Raw genomic sequence first — 22,381 nt, forward strand, 5'->3', positions numbered from 1 at the left:
GCGACGACAACGGGGAGGAAGGTCAAGACAATTGCGATCCGAAGGCCTTTGCCATTGGATGGAGGCAGGCTGTTCCCGCATCTTCGGCACGCTCGGCCTTTGGCCGTTGCGTGCCGCGCCCGCGAAGCGGGCGCCGGGGCCTTCGGACGGCATTGCCTATTGTTATGTCCGGGGGACGGAACACCTTCTGTCTTGACCTGCTCTTCCCGTATGGAGCCCCTTGCGGAAGGGTCCTCGGGCCGGAAGAAGGCGCTGGATGTCTGAGCGGAGCCGAAGGCGCAGCGAGTTCAGCGCCGCCGGCCCGAGGGCCCTGGAGCAAGGTTCCCGGGCGGAATCCGAGGGCCCTTCTTTGGGTACTTTCTTGGGCAAGCAAGAAAGTACCTCGCGGTGCGCTCGCGAGAGAGCGCGTGGCAGGCGGCGGACCAGAGGCAAGTAAACACTGAGGATGAACCGGGACCAGCCTCCCGGGTCGGCGCCGGACAGAGCCCACCATAAACACCCGAGGAAGAACCGGGCCCGGCCGGTGCGCCACGCAGCACACACGCCGAGTGCACCATGGGACCTGGAAGGACGGGAGGCTAGTTCTGCGACGCCGGCGGGAGCTGGATGAAGCGTTCGCGGTACAGGCGCAGTTCGTCGATGGAATCGCGGATATCCTGCATGGCCTGGTGCGACGCGTTCTTGCGCAACTGCGCGATCACGTCCGGGGCCCAGCGCCGCGCCAGCTCCTTCAAGGTGGAGACATCCAGATTGCGGTAGTGGAAGTACTGCTCCAAATCCGGCATCAGGCGCGCCATGAAGCGCCGGTCCTGGCAGATGGAATTGCCACACATCGGCGAGGCCCCCTTCGGCACATACTGCGCCAGGAACTCCAGGGTCACCTGCTCCGCATCGCGGGTGTCCGACGAGCTGTTGCGCACCCGTTCGATCAGTCCCGATGTTCCATGGGTGCGCTGGTTCCATTCGTCCATCCCCTCCAGCACCTCGGCCGGCTGGTACAGGGCAATGACTGGCCCTTCGGCCAGGATGTTAAGGTCCTTGTCGGTGACGATGGTCGCCACCTCCAGGATCCGGTCGGTTTGCGGCTCCAGACCGGTCATCTCGAGATCGATCCAGATCAGGTTTTCGGCATTCACGGCCATGTCGCGTACTCCTTCGCGGGGAGGCCGTCGTGTGACGACCACGGCCCTTTCATATGCCGCAGGAGTCTATCATCATGGTTGCGGGGCCTGTGGCCCCGGACTCCAACCCCCGTGATCAGGAGGGAACAATGCGACATACCAACGCACGTATTGCCGCCGGCACTGCCGCGCTGGCCCTGAGCCTTAGCGGCGCGAATATCGCGCTGGCGGATGACATCCGCATGGGACAGGAGCTGCACAGCGACAACTGCATCAGCTGTCACGCCGACATGGTCGGAGGCGATGGCTCCGACCTCTACACGCGATCGAACCGCATGGTCGGCTCGCACGACGAACTGGTGGCCCAGGTTAACAACTGCAACGTGAATCTCGGTACCAACTGGTTCGACGACGAGGTCAATGCCGTGGTCGCCTACCTCAACGCGGAGTACTACCAGTTCGATGAGTGATCTCAAGACCCGACACTGCGAGTCCTGCGAGGGCATGACCGCCCCGATGCCTCGCGCAGACGCGGAACGCGCCCTGGAACAAGTGCACGATGCCTGGGGTATCGACGAAGCCGGCAAGAGCATCCAGCGCAGTTTCAAGTTCAAGAACTTCCACGAAACCATGGCGTTTGTGAACGCCGTCGCCTGGATCGCGCATGGCGAGGATCATCACCCCGACATGGCGGTCGGCTTCAACCGCTGTGCGGTGGAGTTCTCGACCCATGCCATCGGCGGGCTGAGCGAGAATGACTTTATCTGTGCCGCGCGCGTCGATGCCCTGTTCGACTAACCCTTCCCGCCACGGCCGAGTACGAGCTTGACGCAGATCGCCCGGGTCTTCGCCCGCCACAACCAGATGGCCGACATCGCGGGGCCCGACGAGGCCCCGCGTCGGTTACGCCTGCACCGCCGCTTCCGCGACCTCGCCTGCGGCGACCTAGTCGAGCTGGATGCCACCGGCGACGAGGTGGCCCGCCAGCTGGATCGCAACAACGTGCTCGTGCGCCGCGACGGCTTCGGCCGGCGCAAGGTCATCGCAGCCAATATCGACTGCGTGTGGATTGTGATCGCGCCGGAACCGGCACCCTCGCGCAACCTGATCGACCGCTTCCTGGTGGCCATCCTCAACCTGCCCGCCCGCCCCCGCCTGCTGATCAACAAGCAGGACGAGGGGCCCGCGGCCCGGCCCGAGTGGCTGGACGCCTACCGCCAGCTGGACCTGGATCCGCTATTCGTCAGCGCCAAAAGCGGGTTCGGGCTGGACGACCTGGCGGCGGCTGCGGCCGGCCAGACCAACATCCTGGTCGGGCAGTCCGGTGTCGGAAAGTCCTCGCTGGTCGCCGCGCTGCTCGATCAGTACGGGATCGTCGACGCGATCGCGCCAACCACTGGCGACCTGGCCGCCTCCGGCGAGGGACGCCACACCACGGTCACCGCCCAGTGGTTTCCACTGGCCAACGGCGGCGCCTGGATTGACTCGCCCGGCGTGCGCGATTTCACGCCCGAGATCCCGTCCCTGGACACCCTGGAGCGCGGCTTCCCGGACATCGCGGAGCGCGGTGATCAATGCCGCTTCCGTGACTGCCGCCACCAGAGCGAGCCCGGTTGTGCGGTACTGGCCGCGATCGAGACCGGCGAACTCCCCGCCGCACGCCTGCAGGCCTGGCACGCCCTCGCCGCCGAGATCCCCGCCCAGAACCGCGCGCGCGGGTAACTTTTCCTCGACGAAGCGCGCGAAGAACACCCAGCGTTACAAAGCGATTAACGGGAAGGGGAAGCCTGGACGCAGAAAGGCATTGGAAACCGCGTGTTCGGTGGCACGCCGCAACGATCCGTGCGAATCGGAAAATTCCAGTCGGGATTTCTTCCAACCTCCCAATGCCCTGTGAATCGCTTTTCCGGCCCTTCTTCGTGCCTTCGTGTACGTCGTGGTTGCGCCAGACGAGTTCGGGGAGGCCGCACGGTGGCGGGCAGTGAGAGTTGCGGCGGAACGTGTGGCAGGTGTCGCGGCCGGGGGGCCGGGATCAGAAGGTCAGGCCCATCTCGACGCCGATGACCGAGGAGGCCGGCTCGCGGCTCACGCCTTCAAACTCGAGGCGATCGGCCAGCCAGTTATCCGCGGAGTTCAGCGAGTAATCGTCGTAGTACAGGCTCAGGGACAGCTCGGACTGGTTCTGCAGGCGCAGGCGGCCATCCAGGCTCAGGTAACCGGCGGTGCGGCCCGTCTCGCGACTGCGATCACCGTAGCCGAAGCCCAGATCCCGATCCTCGCTGGACAGGGGCTGGCGCACGCCCACCCGGAACTGGCTGTCGAAACGCCCGGAGGCGAAGGTCGGCCCGAAGCTGAAATCGGTGAAGTACGCGGTGGACTCACCGGACGGCCCGAGTTCGTTCCAGTCCGGACGCGTCTCCATGCCCACCCCAAGATTCAGGCCGTAGCCGAAGCCCCCACCCAGTTCCTGGTGATAGCCACCCACCGCCTCGAACAGGCGCGTCCCGCCAAAGGCATTGTCGGCCTCGTCCAGGGCCGAGGCATCGCCGGTACTGCGCACCGACAGGCGGTAGCGCGATTCGGTGTCGCGACCCGTTTCCGGCTCGTCGCGCAACGTCACCCCCGCCCCACCGATCCCCTGGGCCTGGGGTGGCGCAACCAGCGAGTAACGGTCGGCGGCGCTGGCAGCGCCCGTGCCCAGTGCGAGACCCGCAACCACCAGCGAAACCACGAACCAGCCCGAGCGCCACGCGCGCGCACGAAGCGGCCGCAGGCATTGTGCCTGCGGCCGCTTCAGGGCTGCACCGTTCGATCCTTGTCGCGTCACACCAGTAATCCGTGTTGTCGTTCCTGGTCGCTAGCCGGGGGGCCAGCTCAGTGCACGCCCAGCGAGAACATGCATGTGTATATGGTAGACCGTTTGCCCACCGTGGTCGTTGCAATTCATCACGGTTCGATAACCGTTCTCCGCAAATCCGCGATCGCGTGCGATCTCCGCCGCGGCCCGGGCCATCTGCCCGATCACCGGGGCCTCCGCAGCGCTCAACTCGTTCAGCGTGGCAATGTGCTTTTTCGGGATCACCAGCACATGTTCTGGCGCCTGCGGGTTCAGATCCTCGAAGGCCAGCACCGCGTCGTCCTCGAACACCACCCGGGCCGGGATCTCGCCCGCCACGATCTTGCAGAACACGCAATCCGTCATGCCGCCACTCCTGTATCAAAATATTACCACGCATCAATATTCGCGCCGACCCGAAAGTGCATGCGCCAGGGTGCCGGCATCGATGTACTCCAGCTCGCCGCCGCTGGGGATACCCTGGGCGATACGCGTGGTACGAATCCCGTGACGTGCGGCCATCTCGGCGAGGTAATGCGCGGTCACCTCGCCCTCTACCGACGTGTTCGTCGCCAGGATCAGCTCCTCCACACCCTCCGCCTGCAAGCGGGCCTCCAGTCGGTCGAGCCCCAGTTCCTCCGGGCCAATCCCGTCCAGCGGCGACAACCGGCCCAGCAAAACGTGAAAGCGACCGCCGAAATCCGTGGCCGACTCGATCGCCAGCACGTCGCCAGGGCTCTCTACTACGCAAACCACCCGCGAATCGCGCTCCGGGTCCGCACAGCGCGAACAGGTCTCGGCCGAGGTCAGCGTGCGGCACACCGAGCAATGCCCAATGCGCGCCACGGCCTCGTCCACCGCCCGCGACAGGCGTCGCGCACCCTCACGGTCGCGCTCCAGCAAGTGCAGCGCCATGCGCCGCGCCGACTTCGCCCCGACCCCGGGGAGGCAGCGCAGCGCCTGGACCAGCTCGTCCAGTTCCGCTTCCATCAGGCGCGCCCGCTCCGCCGGTTCAGAACGGCAGCTTCATGCCGGCCGGCAGCCCCATGCCCTCGGTCAGGCTGCCCATGCGCTCCTGCGTGGTGGATTCGACCTTCTGCACCGCATCGTTGATCGCAGCGGCCACCAGGTCTTCGAGCATGTCGCGGTCATCGTCGAACAGGCTGGGGTCGATCTTCACGCGGCGCGCGGCGTACTTGCCGGTCAACACCACGCTGACCAGCCCGCCGCCGGCCTGGCCCTCGATCTCCATCTCGGCCAGCTCGGCCTGCACCTTCTGCATGTCTTCCTGCATCTTCTGGGCCTGCTTCATCAGGCCACCCATGCCACCTTTCATCATCGGTTCGATCTCCTGCCCCGCACAAAGGCGGGTTTGTCCGTATTCGACGGGTTAGCGCGGGGCCGACGACGCGTCGCCCGCGGAGTTGTCTTCGTTGGTTTCGCGAATGCGCACCGCGCCCAGTTCGGCGCCAAATTCCTGGCCCAGGGCCTGGACCACCGGGTCCTCGCGCATGGTCGTCTCGGCGCTAGCCTGACGCTCTGCCGAGGCGGCCGCAAGCCGCGCCGCGGGTGTCGTCTCCGACGGTTCGGACTGGTTGACGATCTCCAGGCGCAGGGAGTGCCCCAGCGTCTTCTCCAGCGCTTCCTTCAGGCGGGTCCTGGCCCGGTCGGTACACAACGTACCCGGAGCCACCGCAATCACCACGCACTCCTGGTCATGCTTGCGCAGCTCTGCGTGCAGGGCGAGTTCGCGCACCGTCCCCATGGGCAGACCTTCGGCAAAACGGTGCCAGTCGAACATCCCGTCCGCGGCCACGGCGGGTGCGACCGGTTCCGCCGTCGAAGACGCCGCCGGCGTGGCCTGTCGCGGCGACGACTCCTGGTGCGTGGGCTCATCGGCGTGCACCGGCGGTGTGGGTGCCTCCCGCGGAGGTGGCGGCTCGCTCACCCGCTCGCGGGGCGGCGGCGAGTGTTCACCGCTGCGCGAGGCCGCCTGCGCGGCCGATTTCGACACGGCCGGTTCGACTGCAGCGGGTCGCGCCGCCGCTGCGGCATTACGGGAGGGCGCGGCGCGCGGCGCAGACGCTTCCCCGCGCACCGTGGCCGGCCGGCGTTCGGCCTGGCCCTCGTGCTCCCCATACCCCGGGGCTGGCTCCGGGCGAAAGGCCAGCAGGCGCAGCAATGTCATCTCCACGCCCATGCGCGCGTCCGGCGCGTAGGGCAGATCACGCACCCCGTGGATCAGGATCTGATAGATCAGCTGAATCGTTTCCGGGTCGACCCGGCCGGCGGTCTCGTGTGCCCAGACCAGCGCCTCCTCGCCCGCCGCCGGTGTGGCACCGGCCACCTGCTGCACCGCCACCTGATGCACCAGCGCGGCGAGTTCGTCCAGCAGGCGCGACCAGTCGGGTCCCAGCGTCTCCAGCTCCGCCAGGCCCGCCAGCAGGGCCGGGCCGTCCCCGGCAAACACCGCATCCAGCAGCGCGGCCAGTCGCGTGCGCGGGAGCAATCCAAGCATGTCGCAGGCGTCGGATTCGCTCAGGCGGTCGCCGCCATAGGCAATCGCCTGGTCGGTCAGACTCAGGGCATCGCGCATCGAGCCCTCGGCCGCCTCGCCCAGACGCAGCAGGGCACCCGGCTCCGCCTCGACGCCTTCGGCGGCCAGGATCCGGGTCAGGTGCTCGGCGATCATCGCCGGCGGCATCGGTTTCAGGTTGAACTGCAGGCAGCGCGACAGCACGGTGACCGGCAGCTTCTGCGGATCGGTCGTCGCCAGCAGGAACTTCACGTGTTCCGGCGGCTCCTCCAGGGTCTTCAACAGGGCGTTGAAGCTCTTCTCCGAGAGCATGTGTACCTCGTCGATCAGGTACACCTTGAAGCGCCCGGTGGTCGGGGCATAGGAGACGTTATCCAGCAGCTCACGGGTATCATCCACCCGGGTGCGCGAGGCGGCATCCACTTCGATCAAGTCGAGGTGGCGACCCTCGGCGATCTCCACGCAGGAACGGCACTCGCCGCAGGGCGTGGCCGTTACGCCGGTCTCGCAATTGAGACAGCGCGCAAGAATCCGGGCAATGGAGGTCTTGCCCACCCCGCGGGTACCGGCAAACAGGTAGGCGTGGTGCAGGCGTTCGCCGCTCAGGGCATTGGCCAGGGCGCGCACCACATGCGGCTGCCCGACCAGGTCCTCGAAGCGCGAGGGGCGCCACTTGCGGGCCAGAACCTGGTGACTCATGCCTCCCCCGTCAGTGGAGTCTGTTGCGTGCCCGGGTGCGGGGCAATCACCGCAGGAATCTGGGCCGCAAGGAAAAGGGTGGTGGCCCGCACCCGCCACACCCCGGCGCCCGACGCAGCTGCTACCGTTGCTCCCTTCCGGGCCTGGCGGGGTTCACAACCTGTCGTCGCGAGGGGACTGATACGGACCACCATAACGCGGACCGCGATTCGGGCTTTCCGAATCCGGGCGGCAAGCTTCCGCATTTCCGGCGGACGCGTCAACCTTGAGACGCCACAAAGGGCCGGAACTGACGATAGCCCGAAACTAACAACCACATAGAGAACGAAAACTGGATCAATGAGAGGCCAGCCCTTATCTTGAGTCTCGCAGTCGGGCATCGCCCCGACCGAACCAAAATCTTCTTTCTGGTCTACCGCAATTAACACCCAAACAGGAGTACGAAACATGGAACTCGAAAATCGCGAAGGTCAGCGCGTCCCGGAAGTCACCTTCCGCTGCCGCAAGGACAACGACTGGAATGACGTCCGCAGCCAAGACCTGTTCAAGGGTCGCAACGTGGTCGTATTCGCCCTGCCGGGCGCTTTCACCCCGACCTGCTCGTCCGCCCACGTGCCGCGTTACAACGAGCTGGCACCGGTGCTCAAGCAGCACGGCATCGACGAGATCGTCTGCATCTCGGTCAATGACGGCTTCGTGATGGAAGCCTGGCAGGCCGATCAGCAGGCCGACCGGGTGACCTTCATCGCCGACGGTAACGGCGAATTCACCGAACAGATGGGCATGCTGGTCGACAAGAGCGACCTTGGCTTTGGTCATCGCTCCTGGCGCTACTCCATGCTGGTGCGCGACGGCGTGATCGAGAAGCAGTTCATCGAGCCGGACGAGCCGGGCGACCCCTTCGTCGTCTCCGACGCCGACACGATGCTCGCCCACGTCGCCCCGGATGCGGCCTGCCCCGAGGACGTGGTCGTCTTCACCAAGCCGGGCTGCCCGTACTGCGCCAGCGCCAAGGAGATGCTGGAGAACGCCGGTCTCGACTACGAGGAGATCGTGCTGGGTCGCGACGCCAGCCTGCGCAGCCTGCGGGCGGCTACCGGTGCGATGACCGTGCCGCAGGTGTTCGTCGGCGGGCACCGCATCGGTGGCGCGGAAGATCTGCAGGAGTGGATCTCCCGCGAGAAAAAGGCGGCGTAACTCGTCACCACCACCCGGGGCGGGTCCACGGCCCGCCCCGGATGGCCATCTGCTCCCACAGGTGGCCATCCGTGTCCGGATGTCGACCCATCCGGACGTCCGGACACGGATGGCAAACCCTGACGACCGTAACGACGGCGGTCGTTATGCGAAACTTCGACTAAACCCAACGTTGACCGACTCCTTCGAGGAACCGACATGGAACACTACGACATCATCGTGATTGGCGGCGGCAGCGGCGGCCTGGCCGTTGCGGAACGCGCCGCCCCGCACGGCGCCCGCGTCGCCGTGTTCGATCCCAAGCCCCTGGGCGGTACCTGCGTGAACGAGGGCTGCGTCCCGAAAAAGCTCACCTGGTACGCCGCGGAGCACCTGTCGCACGCCCGCGAGGCCGGCGAGTTCGGTGTGGACGTCGAGATCAAGGGCATCCGCTATGCCGACCTGGCGAACAAACGCCAGGCAATGCTGAAGGACCTGAACAACTTCTGGTCCGGGCACCTGGAGAAGCTGGGCGTGACCCATATCCCGGAACGGGCCCGCCTGGCCGACACGAACAAGGTGGTCAGCGAGAGCGGCACCGAGTACACCGCCGAGCGCATCGTGTTGGCCATGGGTGGCGCCCCGCTGGTACCGCCGCTGGAGGGCGCCGAGCTGGGTGCCACCTCCGACGACTTCTTCGAGTGGACCGAGCTGCCGGAATCCATCGCCGTAATCGGCGGAGGCTACATCGGGCTGGAAATGGCCGGCATGCTGCGCTCCATGGGCGTGAAGACCGACGTGATCGCCATGGAGGACCGCGTGCTGGAGATTGCCGACCCGATGATCTCGCAGACGCTGGACCAGCACATGGAGCACCAGGGCATCGAACGCCACCTGGGCATGAAGGCCGCGGGTCTGGGCGGCAAGCCCGGCGCGGTCACCATCAAACTGGAAGGCGGCAAGGAACTGGGCCCGTACGAGAAGGTGCTATGGGCCGTCGGCCGCAAGCCGGCCACCAGCGACATGGGCCTGGAAGAGATCGGCGTCGAGATCGCCCGTGACGGCACGATCCCGGTCGACGAATGGCAGGCAACCAATGTCGAGGGCATCTACGCCCTGGGCGATATCATCGGCAAGGGCCCGCTGACCCCCGTGGCCATCGCCGCCGGTCGCCGCCTGGCCGCGCACTGGTATGCCCCGGAGACGAATCCCGTGCCGGTGGACTACGATCAGATCCCCACAGTCACCTTTACCCACCCGACCGCGGGCATGGTCGGCCTGACCGAGCCACAGGCGGTGGAGAAGCACGGCGACACGGTACGCATCTACGAGACGCAGTTCGGCGGCCTGAACCGTGCATTCGCCGAGGGCGAGGTGCCGCCGGTGGCGATGAAGCTGGTCTGCGCCGGGGACGACGAAAAGGTCGTCGGCATCCACATGATCGGCGCGAACGTGGACGAGATGCTGCAGGGTTTCGCGGTGGCCGTGCGCATGGGCGCGACCAAGCGCGACCTGGACCTGACCATCCCGCTGCACCCGACCAGCGCCGAGGAACTGGTCACCCTGAAGGAAGGCCGCCCGGGCCGCCAGGAAGGCATCGCCAAGGCCGCCTGAGGGTCACGCCGTTCTCCCCACGTAAAACGCCGCCCCGGCAACCAACCGGGGCGGCGTCAAGACGTTATCTCGTGGGCCGTCAGTGCCCGTATTTTCTAGAATCGCCAGCCAACCGAGGCAGTCAACGCGTCGACCTTGTAGTCGCTGTCGAAGTCATAGCGTTCGTACTCGGCGCGAATCAGGAAGCTGTCCAGATTCACCTGCGCACCGAGTCCGTAGACCGGATCCACGCCATCGTTATCGCGCAGGGTGATGCTCTCATCCCCCAGGTTGCCCCGGACGTCGGCATCCCACTTGGCGAGGCCCGCCTTCGCAAAAAACTCGAAATGCTGCCCGATCGGCAGTTTGCCGAGGACGCTCGCGCCATAGGCTCGAGACTTGATGTCGGTATGCGCACCGGACTCGTCACCGCGCAGCTTCACCTTTCCGAGATCCGAGTAGAACCCCTCGACCCCTACATACGGGTTGAAGTTGTACCCGACAAACCCGCGCCAGACGTTGTCGTCGTCGTCCAGACGGTAGTCCGAGGCCCCGGAACCGATGAAATCGGCGACCTCGTCGCGGTCGTTCTTCAGAGCGCTGAAACCGGTACCGAGCCCCATGTACAGGCCCTCGCCCCGATCGGACTCATCTGCCATCACCACCTGGGGCGCCAGGATCCCTGCAGCGGCCACCACAACCGTATTCAACAAGATCTTTTTCATTTTCGCGTCTCCTTCCTGATCGTGCTCGGAATGTAAAATTTCTTGACTGCCATAAAGACGCTGGCGATTTTCCCGAAACACCCCAGGTCCGGAAAGCAGAAATGCGTGACTCATTTTCAAACACGTGCAAAACAGGACCACCCCGAGACCCGACTCGTGATACCGCGCACACGCACAGAACCCAAAGAAAAAGGCTGATGGGCGAACCGCCATCCGCTCATGGCGACCCACCCACCAGCCTTTTGTTTCCTGATTGCTGCATCCGTTTGACCGAATCCCTTTCCGACCCGGCCCCACGGCACGGCGACCACTGATCAGTCCATATCGTGCGCCGGATCCTCCTCGGAGAACGCGTCGTCATGCCCCCCGCGGCCGGATTCGTCCTCTTGCACTTCATCCTCGCGCAGATCCTCGATCCAGCCACGCAGGTCCTCGTCCACCTCCTCGACCGTCTCGTCCACTGCCTCGCCGGCCTCCTGCGCCGGGCCCGGATCGGAACAGCCCGCCAGCATGCCGCCAAGCACCAGGGCTACCGCATATACCGGCAGCGACAGGAATCGGGACGGACCGTCCGCATCCTTGCATGATTTTCGGATAACGCTGCTCATTGCATTTTCCCTCCAGGAATTCTTTTCCAGGGCGCGCCGATCAATGCTTCCCAATCCATCGACAAGGCAACATTTTTGTACCGACGCCGGCGACCTCTATCTCGGCATACACCGAAGCCGTCCTGAACAGGTTCACATTTCCCGACCGGACACACGTTCATCCGATTGAAAACCCATAGCGAGCATCACTCACCTCCCCCCAGTGTGTCCTTGGTGGATACGCCAGGTCGCCCATGGGAATCCGGAACTGAGAACTGGTACGCCAAGCCGAATACAAGAAGTCATGGGGCAGCGAATTCTGGCCTACACTAAGAATTCAAACGAGTCGAAAGGAGAGAACCAATGCTGGGATGGGCGCTACTTTTCCTGATCGTTGCGATCGTCGCGGGCGCGCTGGGGCTGAGCGGGATTGCCGGGGCCGCCACGCAAATCGCCTGGATCCTGTTTGTCGTGGGCCTGATCCTCGCGGTGGTGTTCTTCGTCACCGGCAGGCGCCCCCCGGTGTAACGAAGGCTTGCTGACGACCGGGGCGAATGCGAACACGTCGGCATTCGCATTTGCCTCCGTTATGCCGCGGGCCGGTGTAACGAGAAGAAACACGCACGTTACGCAACGTAACGCACGGAACAGACCGATTGACCACAACCTGCTGATTCGCGGGGGCCAAAGAATTGGCGTGCAACTTGCAGTAGACCCCCGAGACGTGAACACCATCACTTTGGGGATGCCGCTACCGCCATGTCCGACGCGCTCGACAGCACCCGGGAGTTCCTCGGCGCCCACGCCCCGTTCGACCAGCTCGAGACGGATGCGCTGGAGTTCCTGCTGCCCCGCCTGGAGAGCCGCTTCTACGCGCGTGGCGCGCGCATCACCGACCCCGAGGCCGGTCCGGCCCAGCGTTTCCACATCATCCGCCAGGGCCGTATCCGCGGCGAGACCCCCAGCGAGGACGAACAGCTCTCCGGCAAGGCCTGGGAGCTGATCCCCGGCGAATGCTTCCCGATCGGCGCCCTGCTCGGCCGCCGCGCGGTACATACCGTGCATCGCGCAGCGGAGGACACCGTCTGCCTGGAACTGAGCCTGGAGGACTTCGATCGCCTGCGCGTCCGTTCGCGAGTCTTTAACGACTTCTGCACGCGCCGCCTGGCCAACCTGCTGGACCGCCTGCAGCAGGGCCTGGATACCCTGTCCGCCCGCGACGGTGGCGCCGGACAACTCAATACGCCGCTGGTCCTGCGCCTGGCGCGCAGCCCGGTGACCTGCCGCCCGGACACCCGGCTGCGCGAGGTCCTGGCCACCATGCGCGACGAACGTGTCGGCTCCATCGTCGCGGTCGACGACAACCAGCGGCCGGTGGGCATCTTCACCCTGCATGACCTGCTCGCGCGCGTGGCGCTTGCGGATGTCGACCTCGACACCCCGGTCGCGGCCGTGATGACCCCCGACCCGGTGGCGCTGGAGGAGAGCACCCCGGGCTTCGAGGGTATCGAGGCGATGACCGAGCACGGGATGACCCATCTGTGTGTGGTGCGCGACGGCCGCCTGGTCGGCGTGCTGGGCGAGCGCGACCTGCTGACCAGTCAGCCGCTGACCCTGGACGGTCTGGTGCGCGCGATCCGCCGCGCCGACTCCGTCGCCGTCGTCGCCGAGCGCCTGCACCAGGTGCCCCGCCTGATCGAGGCGGTGGTCGGCCAGGGCGCGGAGGCCGATCAGGTCCTGCGCCTGATCACGCGTCTCAACGAACACGCCACCCGCCGGGTGCTGACCCTGTTGCGGCCGCAGCACGAGGCGATCGAGGGCATCGACTTCACTTGGCTGGCGTTCGGCTCCCAGGCGCGCGAGGAGCAGGCCCTGGTCACGGACCAGGACAACGGCATCCTGTTCGACGCCGCGGTCAGCGACGCGGACGCGATCCGCGAGCGCCTGCTGCCGTACGCGAAGGACGTGAACCTGGCGCTGGCCGAGTGCGGGTTCATGCTGTGCCCCGGCAACATCATGGCCGGCAACCCGGAGTGCTGCCTGAGCGGCCCGGAGTGGGATCAGCGTTTCACCCGCTGGATCGAGCAAGGCACGCCGGAGCACCTGCTCAAGAGCAGCATCTTCTTCGATCTGCGCGCCGTGGACGGCGATGCCGGACCCGTCGAGGCGCTGCGCACCCGCCTGCTACAGAAGACCGCCTTCAACAGCCGCTTCCGCCGCCAGATGGCCGCCAACCAGCAGATGTTCCGTCCACCGCTGGGTCTGTTTGGCGAGATCAAGAGCGGGTCCAACGGCATCGACATCAAGAAGCAGGGCCTCACGCCCTTCGTCGACGGCGCACGGGTCATCGCGCTGGCCGCCGAGCTACCGGCCACGCGCACTCACGAGCGCCTGGACCAGGCCGTTGCGGCGGATGTGATGCGCGAAGGCGACGCCCGTGACTACCACTCCGCCCTGCGCTACCTGCAGATGCTGCGCCTGCGCGCCCAGCAAAAGGCGCTGCGCGAGGGACGCGACGACGACAACCGAATCCGGCCGGAAGAGCTGGGTGCCCTGGAGGGACGGGTGCTCAAGGAGAGTTTCCGGCAGGCCCGCAAGCTGCAGGGACAGCTTGAGGTGCAGTACCAACTGTGACGAATCGCATAGACGAGTCACGGCAAACAACAAAACCTTACGAGAGGAGCATCGTCATGTCACAAGAAGACCTGAGCCGGCAGGCCTACTGGCGGGCGCATCTGCGTCTGCTGGGCATCTGCCTGGCCATCTGGTTCCTGGTGTCGTTCGTGCTGGGCATTCTGGTCTCCCAGCCGCTGAACGCGTTCCAGCTGGGGGGCTATCCGCTGGGCTTCTGGTTCGCGCAACAGGGCTCGATCTACACCTTCATCATCCTGATCTTCGTTTATGCCTGGCGCATGAACGTCCTGGATCGCAAGTTCAACGTCCACGAGGAGTAAGCCTGTCATGGATCAACAGACTCTAAGCCTGCTCGTGGTCGGGGCGACGTTCGCCCTGTACATCGGCATCGCCATCTGGGCGCGCGCCGGTTCGACCAGCGAGTTCTACGTCGCCGGGCGCGGCATTAACCCGATCGCCAACGGCATGGCCACGGCCGCGGACTGGATGTCCGCCGCGTCGTTCATCTCCATGGCCGGCCTGATCGCGTTCCTCGGCTTCACCGGGGGTGCCTACCTGATGGGCTGGACCGGCGGCTACGTGCTGATGGCGCTGCTGCTGGCCCCGTACCTGCGCAAGTTCGGGAAGTTCACGGTGCCGGAATTCATCGGTGACCGCTTCTACTCGAAGACCGCGCGCATTATCGCGGTGATCTCCCTGATCGTGATGTCCGTGACCTACGTGATCGGGCAGATGCGCGGGGTCGGGATCGCCTTCTCCAACATCCTGGAAGTGCCACTGGCCACCGGCCTGATCGCCGGCATGACCGTGGTGTTCATCTACGCCGTGCTCGGCGGGATGAAAGGCATCACCTACACCCAGATCGCGCAGTACGTGATCATGATCTTTGCCTACACGGTGCCGGCGATCTTCATTGCCATCACCCTGACCGGCAATCCGGTACCGCAGCTGGGACTGGGCTCCACCCTGCAGGGGACGGATACCTACCTGCTGGAGGCGCTGGACCAGACCATGATCGATCTGGGCTTCCACGCCTACACCGAAGTGGGCGGCATGAGCATGCTCAACATGTTCCTGCTGACGCTGGCGCTGATGATCGGTACCGCGGGCCTGCCGCACGTGATCATCCGCTTCTTCACCGTTCCGCGCGTGCGTGATGCCCGCAAGTCCGCCGGCTGGGCGCTGGTGTTCATCGGCATCCTCTACACCACTGCCCCGGCAGTCGGCGCGATGGCCATCTGGAACCTGGTCAACACCGTCCACCCGGGCGAGATCGGCACCGAAGAGGGGCACCTGGCCCATGCGGACCGGCCGGCGTGGATGGAGCGCTGGGAACAGACCGGCCTGCTTGCCTTTGAGGACAAGAACGACGACGGCGTGATCCAGTACTACAACGACGGCAACGAAGAGTTCGCGGCTTTCGCCGAAGAGGAATACGGCTGGGAAGGTTCCGAGATCGTCACCCTCGACCGCGACATCATGGTGCTGGCCAACCCCGAGATCGCCGGGCTTCCGGGCTGGGTCATCGCACTGGTCGCAGCGGGCGGTATCGCCGCCGCACTGTCGACCGCGGCGGGCCTGCTGCTGGCCATTGCATCGGCCATCTCGCATGACTTGCTGAAGGGCGTGTTCATGCCAAGGATCAGCGAGAAACGGGAGCTCATGGCCGGACGTATCGCCATGGGTGTCGCCATCCTGTTCGCCGGTTATCTGGGGCTGAATCCACCCGGCTTCGCGGCCGAGGTGGTGGCACTGGCCTTCGGTCTCGCCGCGGCCTCGCTGTTCCCGACCCTGATGATGGGCATCTTCATGAAGAAGATGAACAAGGAAGGCGCGATCGCCGGCATGCTGGTGGGTCTGCTGACCACCCTTCTGTACATCTTCACGTACAAGGGCTGGTTCTTCTTCTCCGGCACCGCCATGCTCCCGGACAACCCGGACGGCTGGCTGCTGGGCGTGAACCCGACCGGCTTCGGCGCCATCGGCGCGGTCTTCAACTTCGTCACCGCCTACATCGTGATGAAGCTGACCAAGGAGCCGCCGAAGGACATCCAGGATCTGGTGGAAAGCGTGCGCGTACCGCGTACCGAAGGCTGATGGACGGTCCCGCCATGACCGACATGGCGGGACCCCTGCCACCATGACTGGATGGTCATTCGACAGGAGAAAAGACGGGGTCGGCTCGGGTACACCGGGTCGGCCCCTTTTATCTGGCACAGTGTCTGCGGGCCAAGCGGCAATCGACCCCACCCCGGTCGATTGCCGGTTGCCCCACCCCATACGGACCCACGCATGAACGGCGAACTCGAAGAGATCCGCGAGTTTCTCGACCACTGCCCCGATCTGGCCCCCCTGCCAAAGGCCAGCCGGGATGCCTTTCTGCGCCAGCTCACTCTGCGCTACCTGCGCGAGGGCACCAGCTTTCCCCCGGACGCCGAACCCGGCCTGTGGATCGTGCGCACCGGCACGCTGGAGATCCGCGACGCGCAGGACACCCTGCACGACCGCCTGGGCGAGGGCGATCTGGTGCACATCCCCAACACCCCGGCGCGCCCGCTCGGCCCGGTCACCGAGGACGCCCTGGTCTACCACCTGCCGCTGGATCGCGCCCTTGAGCTGGCCGCGCGCGACGACGCCATCGCCCAGTTCCTCGACGCCGACGCCCCGCGCCCACTGGCCGCTGACCGCACAGCACAGGGCGGGCACGGCGACCGCAGCCTGCTAACGACGCCAGTGCGCGCCCTGATGACCTGCGACCCGATACTGGCCGTCAGCACGCTCAGCCTGCGCGAGGCCGCGCGCCTGATGGACCGGGGCGACATTTCCGCACTGCTGCTGCACACGCCCGAGCGCCCGGGCGAACCCTGCGGCATCCTCACCGACACCGACCTGCGCCGTGCGGTCGCCAACGGCGTGGACCCCGGCCAGCCCGTTGCCGAATCCATGGCCAGCCCGCTGACCACGGTTGCGCGCGGCACCCCCGCCTTCGAGGCCCTGCTGCGCATGGCGCGCCACGACATCCACCACCTCCCGGTCGTCCACGAGGCCGACGGGACCCTGGCCGGCATCCTCTCCAGCACCGACCTGATCCGCCACCAGGGGACCAGCGCCATCTACCTGGTGCGCGACCTGCGCCGGGCCGACGACCTTGCCGGCCTGCAGGGTGTAATGCAGGCCCTGCCCCAGTTGCAGGTGCAACTGGTGGAGGCCGGCGCCGACGCCGCCCAACTCACCCAGACGGTTACCACGGTGATCGACACACTCACCCAGCGCCTGATCGAGCTGGACGAACGCGACCGCGGCCCGGCACCCTGCGCCTTTGCCTGGCTTGCGAGCGGCAGCCAGGGCCGCCACGAGCAGACCGTGTTCACTGACCAGGACACCGCTCTCATCATTGCCGATGACGCCTCGCCGGACGTCGACGTCTGGTTCGCGGAGCTTGCCCGCGGGGTAACCGCCGGCCTCGACGCCTGCGGCATCCGCGCCTGCCCCGGCGATGTCGATCCCACCCATCCCGACTGGCGCCGACCCGCGGCCGACTGGGCGCGCGAGATGGAACGCGTGCTGCACCACCCGGCCCCACGCGATGCGATGCTGGCCACCCACTACCTCGACATGCGCGTGATCCACGGTGCAGCCGAACTGTTCGAACCATTGCGCCAACAGGCATTGGAGGTAGGTGCGCGCCACGAGGCCCTGCTGAGCACCCTGGCCGACCAGGCGCGCAACCTGCCCCCGCCGCTCGGCTTCTTCCGCCAGTTCGTGCTGGAGGACAGCGGCGCACACGCCGACACCCTCGACCTGAAGATGCGTGGGCTGCTGCCGATCGTCGCCATGGCACGGGTCTTTGCCCTGCGCGCCGGCAGCGCGGCACGCAGCACGGTGGAACGCCTGAGCGCCGCGGCCCGGGCAGGGGTTATCCACGAGAGCACGGCCGACAACCTGGCCGATGCCTGGCTGTACATCGCGAACCTGCGCGCCCGCCATCAGGCTCGCCAGATCCGCAACGGCCAGCCCCCGGACAACGCGCTGGACCCGGCCGGACTGTCCACCCTGGAGCGCAGTCACCTGAAGACCGCCTTCCGCCTGGTGAACGACGCCCGCAAGACGGCCCTCTGATGGTCTGCCCTCTGCACGCTGCCACATGGCTCCGCCCGCCTGGCCACTGGCGCTTCTGCCGCGCCCGGCGTCGGGCCGCACGCCGCGCCCCGCCGGGCCCGCTGCGCGAACTCCTCGAGGCCCCCATGCCGCCCGCCGGCCAGCCGGTGGCCGCCAGCCGCTTTCTCGCAGTGGATCTGGAAACCACCGGCCTGGACCCGGAACACGACCGCATCCTGAGCATGGGCTGGGTGGCGATGGAGGGCCCGCGCATCGACCTCGCCACCGCGGACCAACGCCTGGTGCGCGCCGAAGGGCCCGTGCCGGAGGCCAGCGCCGTCATCCACCGCATCACCGATCGGCGCGCCGCCCGCGGGGTACCGCTGGACGAGGCCCTGAACGCCCTGTTCCATGCGCTCGCCGGGCGCGTCATGGTGGCGCACCACGCGGCCCTGGAGATCGGCTTCCTCGAGCAGGCCTGCCAGCGCCTGTACGGCGTGCGCGCCCCGCTGGCCATCGTGGACACATTGCGCCTGGCGGAGACGGCCCTGCGCCGCGCCGGCCAGCCGATCCCGGCCCACGGGCTGCGCCTGCATACCCTGCGCGCGCGCTACAACCTGCCGGCCTATCGCGCGCACGACGCGTTGTTCGACGCCATCGCCGCGGGCGAGCTGTTCGCCGCGCTGCTGAGCCGGCAATCGCCGGACGGAAAACTGCCACTGGGGCGCGTGCTGTTCCGCCCCGCGTGGCTCTGGTAAGCGCGGCCAGCGCCCGGTTCGCATGCTATCCTCGCACCCACCAAAGGGGCTGGCGGTTGGCCACTCCCATACCCCATACCAAAAACCGATCTGGAGGCCCTGATGAGTGACAACATCGAGTCCACCCTCACCGAGACGCGCCACTTTGCGCCGCCGGCGGAGTTCACCGAAAACGCCCGCCTGAAGCCGGCCGATCTCGAGGCCCTGCACCAGAAGGCCGAGGCCGACTACGAGGGCTTCTGGTGCGATCTCGCGCGCGAGAAGATCGACTGGCAGACCGAGTTCACCCAGGGCCTCGACGAGTCCAAGGCGCCGCATTACCAGTGGTTCGCCGACGGGCGCATGAACGTCTCCTACAACTGCATCGATCGCCACCTGGAAGTCCGCGGCAACAAGACCGCGATCGTCTTCGAGGCGGAGAACGGCGACACCCGCCACCTCACCTACGGTGACCTCTACAACGAGGTCGGCAAGCTCGCCAACGCCCTCAAGGGCATGGGCGTGGTGAAGGGCGACCGCGTCATCATCTACATGCCGATGAACGCCGAGGCCGTGATCGCCATGCAGGCCTGCGCCCGCATCGGCGCGATCCACTCGGTGGTGTTCGGCGGCTTCTCCGCGGACGCCCTGCGTGACCGCGTGGTGGACTCCGGCTCCAAGGTCGTGATCACCGCCGACGGCGGCGAGCGCGGCGGCAAGGTCGTGGGGCTCAAGGCCAACGTCGACAAGGCCCTGGACTCCAACCCGGGCGACGTCGAGAAAGTGGTCGTCTGCAAGCGGGCCGGCAACGACGTGACCATGCACGCCGACCGCGACGTCTGGTGGGAAGACGCCGTGGACGGCGAATCCGTCGACTGCGAGCCGGAATGGGTGGAGGCCGAGCACCCGCTATTCCTGCTCTACACCTCCGGCTCCACCGGCAAGCCCAAGGGCATCCAGCACTCCAGTGCCGGTTACCTGCTGGGCGCGATCGTCACCAACGAGTGGGTGTTCGACCTGCAGGGCGACGACGTCTACTGGTGCACCGCGGATGTCGGCTGGATCACCGGCCACACCTATGTCGCCTACGGCCCGCTGGCCGTGGGCGCCACCCAGGTGGTCTACGAGGGCACCCCGACCGTGCCCGACGCCGGGCGCTGGTGGAAGATGTGCCAGGACCACGGCGTGACCGTGTTCTACACCGCCCCCACCGCCATCCGCGCGCTGATGAAGGCCGGCCCCGACCTGCCGAAACAGTACGACCTGTCCAAGCTGCGTCTGCTGGGCACGGTCGGCGAACCGATCAACCCCGAGGCCTGGATGTGGTACTACACCACCGTCGGCGAAGAGCGCTGCCCGATCGTCGATACCTGGTGGCAGACGGAGACCGGCGCCAACATGATCGCCCCGATCCCGGGCGCGACCACGCTGGTCCCCGGCTCCTGCACCCAGGCCCTTCCCGGCATTGCGGCCGACGTGGTGGACGAGGACGGCAAGAGCCTGGGCGCAGACGAGGGCGGCTACCTGGTCATCAAGAAGCCCTGGCCGCATATGCTGCGCACCGTCTGGGGCGACGACCAGCGCTACAAGGACACCTACTGGCCCAAGTTCGGCGGCAAGTACTACCTGGCCGGCGACTCCGCCCGCCGCGACGCCGAGGGCAACTTCTGGATCATGGGCCGCATCGACGACGTGCTGAACGTCTCCGGCCACCGCATGGGCACCATGGAGGTCGAATCCGCCCTGGTCGCGCACAAGGCGGTCGCCGAGGCCGCCGTGGTCGGCCGCCCGCATGACGTGAAGGGCGAGGCCATCGTGGCCTTCGTGATCCTGCAGGGCGATCGCCTGACCGGCGACGAGGCCGAGGAGATGGTCAAGGAACTGCGCAACTGGGTCGCCGACCAGATCGGCCCGATCGCCAAGCCGGACGACATCCGCTTTGCCGACGGCCTGCCCAAGACCCGCTCCGGCAAGATCATGCGCCGCCTGCTGCGCTCCATCGCCAAGGGCGAGGAGATCACCTCCGACACCTCCACGCTGGAGAACGAGGCCGTCATCCCGCAGCTCCAGGGCAAGGCCTGAGCCCCGGGCCGGGGCCCCGCGCCCCGGCTTTTCTCGGCTTTTCTCGGCTCTCCCTGTAGGAGCCCAGCCTCTGGGCGATGGGGCCTGTCCAGCACCCCATCGCCCAGAGGCTGGGCTCCTACAGTTCGGGGGTTATCATTCGCAATCGCCAGCCTTCCCCGGCACTATCACCGGCAAACCCCAGGCCCCACAACGCATGAGCACCCACCACTCCGGCAACCCCAAGGACCACCCCCAGGCCCCGCGCCTGCGCGTGCTGCTGGGCGAGGTCACGGCCATGGGCCCGGGCAAGGCCATGCTGCTGGAGGCCATCCGCGACAAGGGCTCGATCTCCGCGGCCGCCCGCAGTGTGGGTATGTCCTACCGCCGCGCCTGGGACCTGGTCGAGACCATGAACCAGAGCTTCCGCGAACCGGTGGTGGCCACGGCCAAGGGCGGCTCCGGCGGCGGGGGCGCACAGGTCACCGAATTCGGCGAGACCGTCCTGGCGCGCTACCGCGACATGGAACGTCAGGCCTGCGAGGCCCTGCGCGACGAGCTGCACGCCTTCGCCGACTTCCTCGCCGACGACCCCAAGCCGTAACCCCGACCCCAGCCTTGACGGGTCTCCCTGGTCCCCGCATCATTGCGCCAACCGATATGCAAACTGAAATATAACGAAACGCATATCCACCCAGACAAGCGCCGCGTCACTGCGAGGAGCAGCGCGGCGAAGCAGTCTCCCAACGGAACCACCCGAGCCCACCAAGACCCAGCCACAGGGAACAACCTACACCATGCACCTGCGCGCCCTCTTCCTGACCCTGCTGCTCCTGCTGCCCGGCCTGGCCACCACCAGCGGCCCGCTGACCATCGCCGCCGCCTCCGACCTGCGCTTTGCCCTGGACGAGATCCTGGACGCCTACCGCGAGACGCACCCGGACGATGCCGTACGCGTCACCTACGGCTCCTCCGGCCGCATGACCACGCAGATCATGAACGGCGCCCCCTACGACGTATTCTTCTCCGCCGACATCGCCTACCCGCAGAAACTGCACGCCGAGGGCCACGCGGTCACCGAACCGGAGGTCTACGCCATCGGCCGCATCGTGCTGTGGAGCAACCGCATGGATGCCTCCACGATGACGCTGGAAGACCTGCTGCGCGACGATATCCGCCGCGTCGCCATCGCCTCGCCCACCCACGCGCCCTACGGCGTGCGCGCGATGGAAGCGCTCAAGTCCGTCGGCGTCTGGGAGGATCTGCAGTCCAAGATCGTCAACGGCGACAACATCGCCCAGACCGCGCGCATGATCCAGGCCGGCGGTGCCGAGATCGGCATCATCGCCCTGTCGCTGGCCGAGTTCCCGGACCTCGCCGAACACCCGCACTACCTGATCGACCACGCCCTGCACGAACCACTCACCCAGGGCTTCATCATCACCCGACGCGGTGAACACAACGACACGGCGCACCGCTTCTCGGACTACATGAACGGCGACACCGCCCGCGACATCATGCGCCGCTACGGCTTCGTGATGCCCGGCGAAGAGCTGCCCGACGACGCCACCCCGTAAC

22 protein-coding genes, 1 other RNA gene and 1 pseudogene are annotated in these 22,381 nt (G+C 66.7%); 15 read left to right on the plus strand and 9 right to left on the minus strand.

What is annotated here, in order from left to right; genetic code table 11:
• Positions 1-58 precede the first annotated feature (58 nt).
• Positions 59-264 (plus strand): annotated as a pseudogene (locus tag D575_RS14585) (hypothetical protein).
• 314 nt (positions 265-578) lie between these two features.
• On the opposite strand, the gene orn reads toward D575_RS14585, so the two are convergent.
• The gene (orn, locus tag D575_RS0111875) at positions 579-1,142 is read right to left on the minus strand and encodes an oligoribonuclease (protein ID WP_018146139.1); all 564 of its coding nucleotides are present in this window, start codon (positions 1,140-1,142) and stop codon (positions 579-581) included.
• A 128-nt stretch (positions 1,143-1,270) separates the two neighbouring features.
• Between orn and D575_RS0111880 the strand changes: the two genes are divergently transcribed.
• The 3 genes from D575_RS0111880 to rsgA are packed head-to-tail and all read left to right on the plus strand — an operon-like array spanning position 1,271 to position 2,843.
• Positions 1,271-1,591: a cytochrome c gene (locus D575_RS0111880; RefSeq protein ID WP_018146140.1), complete on the plus strand. Its 321-nt coding sequence runs from the start codon at positions 1,271-1,273 to the stop codon at positions 1,589-1,591.
• Positions 1,584-1,919 carry a 4a-hydroxytetrahydrobiopterin dehydratase gene (locus tag D575_RS0111885; protein WP_018146141.1) on the plus strand — a complete coding sequence of 112 codons (336 nt, stop codon included), beginning with the start codon at positions 1,584-1,586 and terminating at the stop codon, positions 1,917-1,919. Before D575_RS0111880 ends, D575_RS0111885 begins: the two co-directional genes overlap by 8 nt.
• Before the next feature lie 27 nt (positions 1,920-1,946).
• Positions 1,947-2,843, plus strand: coding sequence for a ribosome small subunit-dependent GTPase A (gene rsgA, locus D575_RS0111890; RefSeq protein ID WP_018146142.1), 897 nt, complete (start codon positions 1,947-1,949; stop codon positions 2,841-2,843).
• Positions 2,844-3,153: 310 nt separating this feature from the next.
• On the opposite strand, the gene D575_RS0111895 is transcribed toward rsgA, so the two are convergent.
• The 6 genes from D575_RS0111895 to ffs all read right to left on the minus strand — a co-directional run bounded on the left by D575_RS0111895 (position 3,154) and on the right by ffs (position 7,375).
• The gene (locus D575_RS0111895) at positions 3,154-3,948 is read right to left on the minus strand and encodes a hypothetical protein (RefSeq protein WP_018146143.1); all 795 of its coding nucleotides are present in this window, start codon (positions 3,946-3,948) and stop codon (positions 3,154-3,156) included.
• A gap of 30 nt (positions 3,949-3,978) precedes the next feature.
• Complete coding sequence (locus D575_RS0111900; RefSeq protein WP_018146144.1) at positions 3,979-4,323, minus strand: histidine triad nucleotide-binding protein; 345 nt, start codon at positions 4,321-4,323, stop codon at positions 3,979-3,981.
• A 33-nt stretch (positions 4,324-4,356) separates the two neighbouring features.
• On the minus strand, positions 4,357-4,947 hold the full coding sequence (gene recR / locus D575_RS0111905; RefSeq protein ID WP_018146145.1) for a recombination mediator RecR: 591 nt from the start codon (positions 4,945-4,947) through the stop codon (positions 4,357-4,359).
• A gap of 22 nt (positions 4,948-4,969) precedes the next feature.
• Positions 4,970-5,296 (minus strand): YbaB/EbfC family nucleoid-associated protein, encoded by a 327-nt coding sequence (locus D575_RS0111910; RefSeq protein WP_018146146.1) that lies wholly within the window; start codon positions 5,294-5,296, stop codon positions 4,970-4,972.
• A 51-nt stretch (positions 5,297-5,347) separates the two neighbouring features.
• Complete coding sequence (gene dnaX, locus D575_RS0111915; protein WP_018146147.1) at positions 5,348-7,192, minus strand: DNA polymerase III subunit gamma/tau; 1,845 nt, start codon at positions 7,190-7,192, stop codon at positions 5,348-5,350.
• 86 nt (positions 7,193-7,278) lie between these two features.
• Positions 7,279-7,375, minus strand: an RNA gene (gene ffs / locus D575_RS14230) — signal recognition particle sRNA small type.
• Between the two features lie 264 nt (positions 7,376-7,639).
• Here ffs and D575_RS0111920 point away from each other — a divergent pair.
• Both D575_RS0111920 and gorA read left to right on the plus strand, forming a co-directional pair.
• On the plus strand, positions 7,640-8,389 hold the full coding sequence (locus D575_RS0111920) for a glutathione peroxidase (protein ID WP_018146148.1): 750 nt from the start codon (positions 7,640-7,642) through the stop codon (positions 8,387-8,389).
• Between the two features lie 198 nt (positions 8,390-8,587).
• Positions 8,588-9,982, plus strand: coding sequence for a glutathione-disulfide reductase (gene gorA / locus D575_RS0111925; protein WP_018146149.1), 1,395 nt, complete (start codon positions 8,588-8,590; stop codon positions 9,980-9,982).
• A gap of 95 nt (positions 9,983-10,077) precedes the next feature.
• Here gorA and D575_RS0111930 read toward each other — a convergent pair whose 3' ends face one another.
• Both D575_RS0111930 and D575_RS0111935 read right to left on the minus strand, forming a co-directional pair.
• Positions 10,078-10,686, minus strand: a complete 609-nt coding sequence (locus D575_RS0111930) for a porin family protein (protein ID WP_018146150.1) — start codon at positions 10,684-10,686, stop codon at positions 10,078-10,080.
• 314 nt (positions 10,687-11,000) lie between these two features.
• Positions 11,001-11,294 carry a hypothetical protein gene (locus D575_RS0111935; protein WP_018146151.1) on the minus strand — a complete coding sequence of 98 codons (294 nt, stop codon included), beginning with the start codon at positions 11,292-11,294 and terminating at the stop codon, positions 11,001-11,003.
• A 342-nt stretch (positions 11,295-11,636) separates the two neighbouring features.
• Between D575_RS0111935 and D575_RS14235 the strand changes: the two genes are divergently transcribed.
• The 9 genes from D575_RS14235 to modA all read left to right on the plus strand — a co-directional run bounded on the left by D575_RS14235 (position 11,637) and on the right by modA (position 22,380).
• A complete protein-coding gene (locus tag D575_RS14235) occupies positions 11,637-11,801 on the plus strand; it encodes a DUF1328 domain-containing protein (protein ID WP_018146152.1) in 165 nt (54 codons plus the stop codon).
• A gap of 231 nt (positions 11,802-12,032) precedes the next feature.
• Positions 12,033-13,907: a DUF294 nucleotidyltransferase-like domain-containing protein gene (locus D575_RS0111945; protein ID WP_018146153.1), complete on the plus strand. Its 1,875-nt coding sequence runs from the start codon at positions 12,033-12,035 to the stop codon at positions 13,905-13,907.
• A 56-nt stretch (positions 13,908-13,963) separates the two neighbouring features.
• Complete coding sequence (locus D575_RS0111950; RefSeq protein ID WP_018146154.1) at positions 13,964-14,227, plus strand: DUF4212 domain-containing protein; 264 nt, start codon at positions 13,964-13,966, stop codon at positions 14,225-14,227.
• A 7-nt stretch (positions 14,228-14,234) separates the two neighbouring features.
• Positions 14,235-16,004: a sodium:solute symporter family protein gene (locus D575_RS0111955; protein WP_018146155.1), complete on the plus strand. Its 1,770-nt coding sequence runs from the start codon at positions 14,235-14,237 to the stop codon at positions 16,002-16,004.
• A gap of 195 nt (positions 16,005-16,199) precedes the next feature.
• Entirely contained in the window at positions 16,200-18,026 is a 1,827-nt protein-coding gene (locus D575_RS0111960; RefSeq protein WP_018146156.1) for a putative nucleotidyltransferase substrate binding domain-containing protein, read from the plus strand.
• A gap of 125 nt (positions 18,027-18,151) precedes the next feature.
• Entirely contained in the window at positions 18,152-18,763 is a 612-nt protein-coding gene (locus D575_RS0111965) for a 3'-5' exonuclease (RefSeq protein WP_018146157.1), read from the plus strand.
• Positions 18,764-18,865: 102 nt separating this feature from the next.
• Complete coding sequence (gene acs, locus D575_RS0111970) at positions 18,866-20,824, plus strand: acetate--CoA ligase (protein WP_018146158.1); 1,959 nt, start codon at positions 18,866-18,868, stop codon at positions 20,822-20,824.
• A 196-nt stretch (positions 20,825-21,020) separates the two neighbouring features.
• Positions 21,021-21,407, plus strand: coding sequence for a winged helix-turn-helix domain-containing protein (locus D575_RS0111975; protein WP_018146159.1), 387 nt, complete (start codon positions 21,021-21,023; stop codon positions 21,405-21,407).
• A 193-nt stretch (positions 21,408-21,600) separates the two neighbouring features.
• Entirely contained in the window at positions 21,601-22,380 is a 780-nt protein-coding gene (gene modA / locus D575_RS0111980; protein WP_018146160.1) for a molybdate ABC transporter substrate-binding protein, read from the plus strand.
• The last annotated feature ends 1 nt before the right edge of the window (position 22,381 follow it).

The organism is Thioalkalivibrio sp. AKL6 (assembly GCF_000376905.1).
GTDB classification, from domain to species: domain Bacteria; phylum Pseudomonadota; class Gammaproteobacteria; order Ectothiorhodospirales; family Ectothiorhodospiraceae; genus Thioalkalivibrio; species Thioalkalivibrio versutus.

Bases quoted from the DNA above. Each gene is read 5' to 3' on its own strand.
- dnaX (WP_018146147.1), bottom strand. From the start codon at position 7,192: ATGAGTCACCAGGTTCTGGCCCGCAAGTGGCGCCCCTCGCGCTTCGAG.
- D575_RS0111950 (WP_018146154.1), top strand. From the start codon at position 13,964: ATGTCACAAGAAGACCTGAGCCGGCAGGCCTACTGGCGGGCGCATCTG.
- acs (WP_018146158.1), top strand. From the start codon at position 18,866: ATGAGTGACAACATCGAGTCCACCCTCACCGAGACGCGCCACTTTGCG.
- D575_RS0111900 (WP_018146144.1), bottom strand. From the start codon at position 4,323: ATGACGGATTGCGTGTTCTGCAAGATCGTGGCGGGCGAGATCCCGGCC.
- D575_RS0111920 (WP_018146148.1), top strand. From the start codon at position 7,640: ATGGAACTCGAAAATCGCGAAGGTCAGCGCGTCCCGGAAGTCACCTTC.
- D575_RS0111965 (WP_018146157.1), top strand. From the start codon at position 18,152: ATGCCGCCCGCCGGCCAGCCGGTGGCCGCCAGCCGCTTTCTCGCAGTG.
- D575_RS0111910 (WP_018146146.1), bottom strand. From the start codon at position 5,296: ATGATGAAAGGTGGCATGGGTGGCCTGATGAAGCAGGCCCAGAAGATG.
- D575_RS0111975 (WP_018146159.1), top strand. From the start codon at position 21,021: ATGAGCACCCACCACTCCGGCAACCCCAAGGACCACCCCCAGGCCCCG.
- D575_RS0111930 (WP_018146150.1), bottom strand. From the start codon at position 10,686: ATGAAAAAGATCTTGTTGAATACGGTTGTGGTGGCCGCTGCAGGGATC.
- D575_RS0111960 (WP_018146156.1), top strand. From the start codon at position 16,200: ATGAACGGCGAACTCGAAGAGATCCGCGAGTTTCTCGACCACTGCCCC.
- orn (WP_018146139.1), bottom strand. From the start codon at position 1,142: ATGGCCGTGAATGCCGAAAACCTGATCTGGATCGATCTCGAGATGACC.
- D575_RS0111955 (WP_018146155.1), top strand. From the start codon at position 14,235: ATGGATCAACAGACTCTAAGCCTGCTCGTGGTCGGGGCGACGTTCGCC.
- modA (WP_018146160.1), top strand. From the start codon at position 21,601: ATGCACCTGCGCGCCCTCTTCCTGACCCTGCTGCTCCTGCTGCCCGGC.
- D575_RS14235 (WP_018146152.1), top strand. From the start codon at position 11,637: ATGCTGGGATGGGCGCTACTTTTCCTGATCGTTGCGATCGTCGCGGGC.
- D575_RS0111885 (WP_018146141.1), top strand. From the start codon at position 1,584: ATGAGTGATCTCAAGACCCGACACTGCGAGTCCTGCGAGGGCATGACC.
- recR (WP_018146145.1), bottom strand. From the start codon at position 4,947: ATGGAAGCGGAACTGGACGAGCTGGTCCAGGCGCTGCGCTGCCTCCCC.
- D575_RS0111945 (WP_018146153.1), top strand. From the start codon at position 12,033: ATGTCCGACGCGCTCGACAGCACCCGGGAGTTCCTCGGCGCCCACGCC.
- D575_RS0111880 (WP_018146140.1), top strand. From the start codon at position 1,271: ATGCGACATACCAACGCACGTATTGCCGCCGGCACTGCCGCGCTGGCC.
- D575_RS0111935 (WP_018146151.1), bottom strand. From the start codon at position 11,294: ATGAGCAGCGTTATCCGAAAATCATGCAAGGATGCGGACGGTCCGTCC.
- gorA (WP_018146149.1), top strand. From the start codon at position 8,588: ATGGAACACTACGACATCATCGTGATTGGCGGCGGCAGCGGCGGCCTG.